Source organism: Flavobacterium circumlabens (assembly GCF_004345565.1).
Taxonomy (GTDB): domain Bacteria; phylum Bacteroidota; class Bacteroidia; order Flavobacteriales; family Flavobacteriaceae; genus Flavobacterium; species Flavobacterium circumlabens.
In genome coordinates, this window is sequence record NZ_SLWA01000026.1 from 1 (window position 1) to 5,600 (window position 5,600).

Consider the following 5,600-nt stretch of genomic DNA (forward strand, 5'->3'; position numbering starts at 1 on the left):
TCGATTTGGGAAGAAGTAATCGGAAAAGAACAAATCGGAATCAAAGACAACTTTTTCGAACTCGGTGGCCATTCCTTGAAAGGAATTCAGATTGTGTCGAGAATCAAAAAAGAATTCGGGGTTAAACTGGAATTAAAAGAACTTTTCATTGCGCCGGTATTGGAAGATGTCGCTTCCAAAATTTCCATTATTCAATGGGCAAAAAAATCAGAAACGCCAGGAGCTATTATCATTAAAAAAGATACAATAACATTATGAATGTATATACATTTTTAGAAGAACTAAAATCTAAAGAGGTTCAATTAAATCTCAAAAATGGAAAGTTAGAAGTACAGGCTCCTGAAGGAGTACTGACAGCTGATCTTGTGGAACGTTTAAAACAATCCAAAGAGGAAATTATTGCCTTATTGCAACAGACAGGAACTGAAGAAAATGTATCTGAAATTCCGGTAGCAGCAAAAAAAGAATATTATCCATTATCCTTTTCTCAAAACAGACTTTGGGTTTTAGATCAGTTTGATCAGGTGGCAACCGTCTTTAATATGGCGATGCAATATCGACTGAATGGTACCATTGATGAAAAATTATTCGCACAGGCGTTCGAAATTTTAGTTGCGAGACATGAAATCCTGAGAACACGTTTTGTAGATAAAAATGGCCAGCCGTATCAGCACATATTAGAAAATGCAGCAGAAGGAATTTCTTTTGAAAGCTTAGATTATTCTCATAGTGAAAATTCAAATCACCTCGCACAAAATAAAGCAACAGCAATTGCGGAAACCAAATTTGATTTATACCAGGATCCGTTATTAAAAGTGGCGATTATAAAAGTGGCAGAGGAACAGTATTTTCTATCCTTATGCATTCACCACATCATTTCTGATGAATGGTCGATGAATATTTTGGTCAAAGATGTAATGGCAATTTACAGCGGATTAAAAAATGATAAAAAAGCAGTTCTGGAACCTTTAAGAATACAGTTCAAGGATTACGCCAGCTGGGAATTAGAAAACATAAAAAATGAAACTGCAAGCCAACAATACTGGCTAAAGAAGCTGGACGGATCACTGCCGGTCTTAGAACTGGTTTCGGATCACATTCGTCCTGCACTGCAAACGTATAACGGTAACGAAGTTGCCGTACAAATTTCAAAAGAAAACAGCCAAAAATTTTACGAACTGCTGGAAAAAAATGGTACAACCTTATTCATGGGAGCCATGTCTCTGGTCTATACATTATTGTACCGCTATAGCGGTAATGATGATATTATTGTAGGAGCGCCGGTATCGGGACGTAAACAGGCAGACTTAGAACATCAGATTGGTTTTTATATCAATACGCTGGCTTTAAGACAAAATATTGATGGTGCTTCAGGTTTTACGGCATTATTGCAGGATGTTAAAACCAATATCCTGGAAGGTTATCAGCATCAGTCTTATCCTTTCGATTTATTAGTCGACGAATTAACCGTGCAAAGAGATCCGTCAAGAGCACCCTTATTTGATGTGATGGTTGTGGTGGAAGATGAAGGAAAAGACAACTCAACCAAATTTGAAGGGGTATCGATTGAAGAAGTGCCTTTAGAAAAAAAAGTAAGTAAATACGATCTTACGTTTTGGTTTAAAGAAGGTGCTTCGGGAGAAATCGCCATTCATCTGGAGTACAATACCGATATCTATAGTAAGGATCGCATGACACGATTAGCAGTTCATTTAGGAAAACTATTGGACAGTGTTATTGCAGACGCTACCACTCCGTTAGATCAATTACTTCTCCTGAAAACAGAAGAACGAAAAACACTACTGGAAGACTATCAGGGAAAGAAAGTAGCACAATCTTCGGATACCACTTTGATTTCACTTTTTGAAGCACAGGCAGACCAACAAGGAAACGCCTTAGCTGTAAAATATGAAAACAATTCGCTTAGTTATGCAGCATTAGAAGCGCGTTCAAATCAATTAGCACACTATTTACAAACCCAACACCATATTGGTAAAGGAAGTATTGTTGGTGTCATGCAGGACAGAAGTGAGTTTTTGCTGATCAGTATTTTAGGAATATTAAAAGCTGGCGGTGCCTATTTGCCAATTGACCGTAACAATCCCGCAGATCGTGTCGCATACATGCTGGCAGATGGAAATGTATCATTTTTACTGACAGATACCGAGGTTTCGGACTATGCAGTCATCACCAAAAATAGTACAGAACTGCAGGAAGAATTAGGGAATTATCCTGACACCCGATTAAATATAGCGATAAACGGAGAAGATCTGGCGTATATCATTTATACTTCAGGTTCCACAGGAAGACCAAAAGGAGTGATGATCAGACATAGTTCCGTGGTGAACTTACTACAATCGGTTACCCCTGTATTTGATTTTTCAAACAGGGATAAAGTACTGGCAACGGCAACTTTTACGTTTGATATTTCTGTATTTGATTTTTTCATGCCTTTGTGTACGGGAGGTTCGCTTATCATCGCCACAAATCATGTAATTACAGATCCGTTATTGCTATCTGCAATGCTTGAGGAAAATGAGATTACCATTATGCAGGCGACTCCAAGTGTCTGGAATGTACTTTTGGAAGCGGGTTGGAAAATCTCGACTCCCTTAAAGAAAATAAGCACCGGAGAATTTTTACCGGTTTCATTAGGAACGCGTTTATTAGAAATTCCGGGAGCACTTTACAATATGTATGGACCGACGGAAACCACGATCTGGTCTGCATTTCAGCAGATTAAAGAGGTGAAAGATTTATATTCAATAGGAAAACCAATCTGCAATACCACCATTTTCCTATTGGACAAACAGGGACAAGTAGTGCCTCAGGGAATTATAGGAAACCTGTTTATTGGCGGTGCAGGAGTTGCAAAAGGCTATACGGATGCTGAATTAACAACGAAAAAGTTTATAAAAAATCCTCTTAATAATGACGAAGTCATTTATGACACAGGTGATTTATGCCAGTGGGATTTCAATGGGAATCTGGTCTACCTCGGAAGAAGCGACAATCAGGTTAAACTTAGAGGATATCGTATTGAGTTAGGAGAAATAGAAACGTTGTTATTACTGGATGCACAAGTAAACCAGGCGGTTGTAATTGTAAAAGGTGATTTTCTTTTAGCCTATGTGACAGGAAAGGAAAAACTGGACAGAGAGCATTTAAAAACAGTACTTCAAAGCAAACTGCCGGCTTATATGGTACCTGCTCACATTGTACAATTAGAGATGTTTCCACTAACTTCCAGCGGTAAGATTGACAAATCAGCCTTGCCATTTCCAAAAGAATTATCTGCCAAAACCTACAGCGCACCGGAAACGGAAGCGGAACAATTGATAGCAGAAATCTGGTCCGAATTATTATTAACAACACAAGTAGGAAGGGAAGACAATTTCTTTGAATTAGGAGGGAATTCTCTTAAAGCAATTCAGTTCATCACAAGATTAAGAAATGAGGCTTCCTTACAAATAAACATAGAGTCTGTTTTCAGAAACCCGGTATTAAAAAACCTGGCCAGACAAATTAAGGGAATAGCATCAAAAGAAGCAGTTTTTATACCAAAAGCAGCGGTACAGGAGGAGTATGAATTATCAAGAGCACAGCGAAGAACCTGGTTGCAGGTGCAAAGACAACCGGAAGCAACGACATTCAATATAATTACAAGCTATCATTTAAAAGGAATATTAAATTGTAAGGCATTAGAAGAATCTTTTAACGCGTTGATCAGCCGTCATGAAAGCTTAAGAACGGTTTTTGTTTCAAAAGGAGCAGAGCCTCGCCAGAAGATTGTATCACTGGAAGAATATAATTTTTCTATTGAATACAGAGCAGCAAAAGACAGTCAGTCGGTAATTGCTGAATTTACGAATCATGTCTTTGATTTAAGCAAAGGACCGCTTTTCAAAGCCACCGTTTTAGAAAATAATGCCAACGATCAGGAATTATTTTTCGCCATACATCATATCATTTCCGATGAATGGTCAATGCAGATTCTGGTTCGTGATCTAATAAACTATTACAACGCATTAGTACGAAGCGAAGCGGTTTCAGTAACACCATTGTCTGTTCAATATAAAGATTATGCCGCCTGGCAATCTTCTACTTCAGGCAGTGCCGAATTTGAATTATCACGTAACTACTGGAAAAACCATTTATCAGACGCACCGGGAATAGAGCTGGCTTCTGACCGTCCGCGTCCGGCCATAATGAGCAATAACGGATCTCAGTATAATTTCTCCTTTTCTACAGCAGCAAGCGAAGGATTAAAAGCAATCTGTTCGGCATCAGGAAGTACCTTATTCATGGGTGTTAGTGCATTGGTGTATACCTTATTATACCGTTACACCGGACAATCGGATATCACTTTAGGAACACCGGTTGCCGGAAGAAATCATGCCGATTTAGAAAACCAAATCGGATTATACCTGAATACTTTGGCTTTACGCGCTGAATTTAGCGGGGAAGATAATTTTAAAGACTTATTATCGAAAGTAAAAGAAATTAGCATTTCGGGTTTCAATCACCAAAGCTATCCGTTTGATGTTTTGGTCGAAGATTTAGACCGTTCTCTAGAAAAAAATCGCGCTCCCTTATTTGACGTAGTGGTTATTTTACAGAATGTAGATTTACAGTTCATGAAATCGTTGAAGATGGAAGGGATTGAAATTGATGCAAAAGATTTTGATTTAAAAACAAGTAAAAGTGATCTTCGATTTGAATTTATAGAACGCGAAGATTGTATAGAAGGCAGTATTGAATACAATACAGACTTATATGATGAGGCACGTATGGTACGTATGGCCACTCATATGGGAAATTTACTGACAGCAATTCTCGATGCGCCAAATCAGGTATTAAACGAAATAGAATACTTAGAAGAGACAGAATCAGAAACTTCAAAATGGTTTGAAAAGCCGGTACAAAAAACAGCCTCAAAATACATTCACAAAAGCTTCGAGGAAATTGTATCTGCTTATCCGGATCATACCGCAATTGTGGAAGATAATGGACATACAGGTTATGCCGCTTTAAACTCCTTTGCCAACCAGTTAAGTGGTTTGTTATTGGAGACAGGTTTGTCATCTAATAATGCAGTGGGTGTATTATTGCCAGGTGGAAAAGAATTAATCGGAAGTTTATTGGCTTGTTTGAAGACTGGAATTACCTATGTGCCGCTATCGAATAGTTTTTCATTGACCCGAATGCAGCAGGCTGTTTCAGAAACAGCGATGAAAGTTTTAATTACCGATGAAGCTTCGTGGACTGTATTTCAAAGTCAGGATATTGATCATGAATTCACGCATGTTTTGGTATTTAAAGCATCAGAATTGAGTATAGGCTTAGCCGTTTACAAAGCAAGTTCCTCAGGTGAATATTTATTGTCCGATTACAGTTTAGAAAATTACAGTGAAGAAAATGTTGCAGTTGATTATCCAATAAATAACAGCAGTTATATTTTCTACAGCTCCGGTACCACCGGAAAATCGAAAGCGATTGTGGGGAATCAGGAAAGTATTGCACACTATATCAACTGGCACAAAAACACTTTTGGGTTTGATACTGAAAGCCGTGTAAGCCAGATTGCTTCAGTCACTTTT

Annotated in this window: 2 protein-coding genes; both read left to right on the top strand. The window is 38.2% G+C overall.

Annotated elements, in window-relative coordinates; translation table 11 throughout:
• The coding region (locus tag EV142_RS23870) for a phosphopantetheine-binding protein (protein ID WP_132038355.1) at window positions 1-258 on the top strand (258 nt) is incomplete at its 5' end.
• Window positions 255-5,600, top strand: a 5,346-nt coding sequence (locus EV142_RS23875; RefSeq protein WP_132038356.1) for a non-ribosomal peptide synthetase, incomplete at its 3' end; no start/stop codon positions are given. The genes EV142_RS23870 and EV142_RS23875, both read left to right, overlap by 4 nt.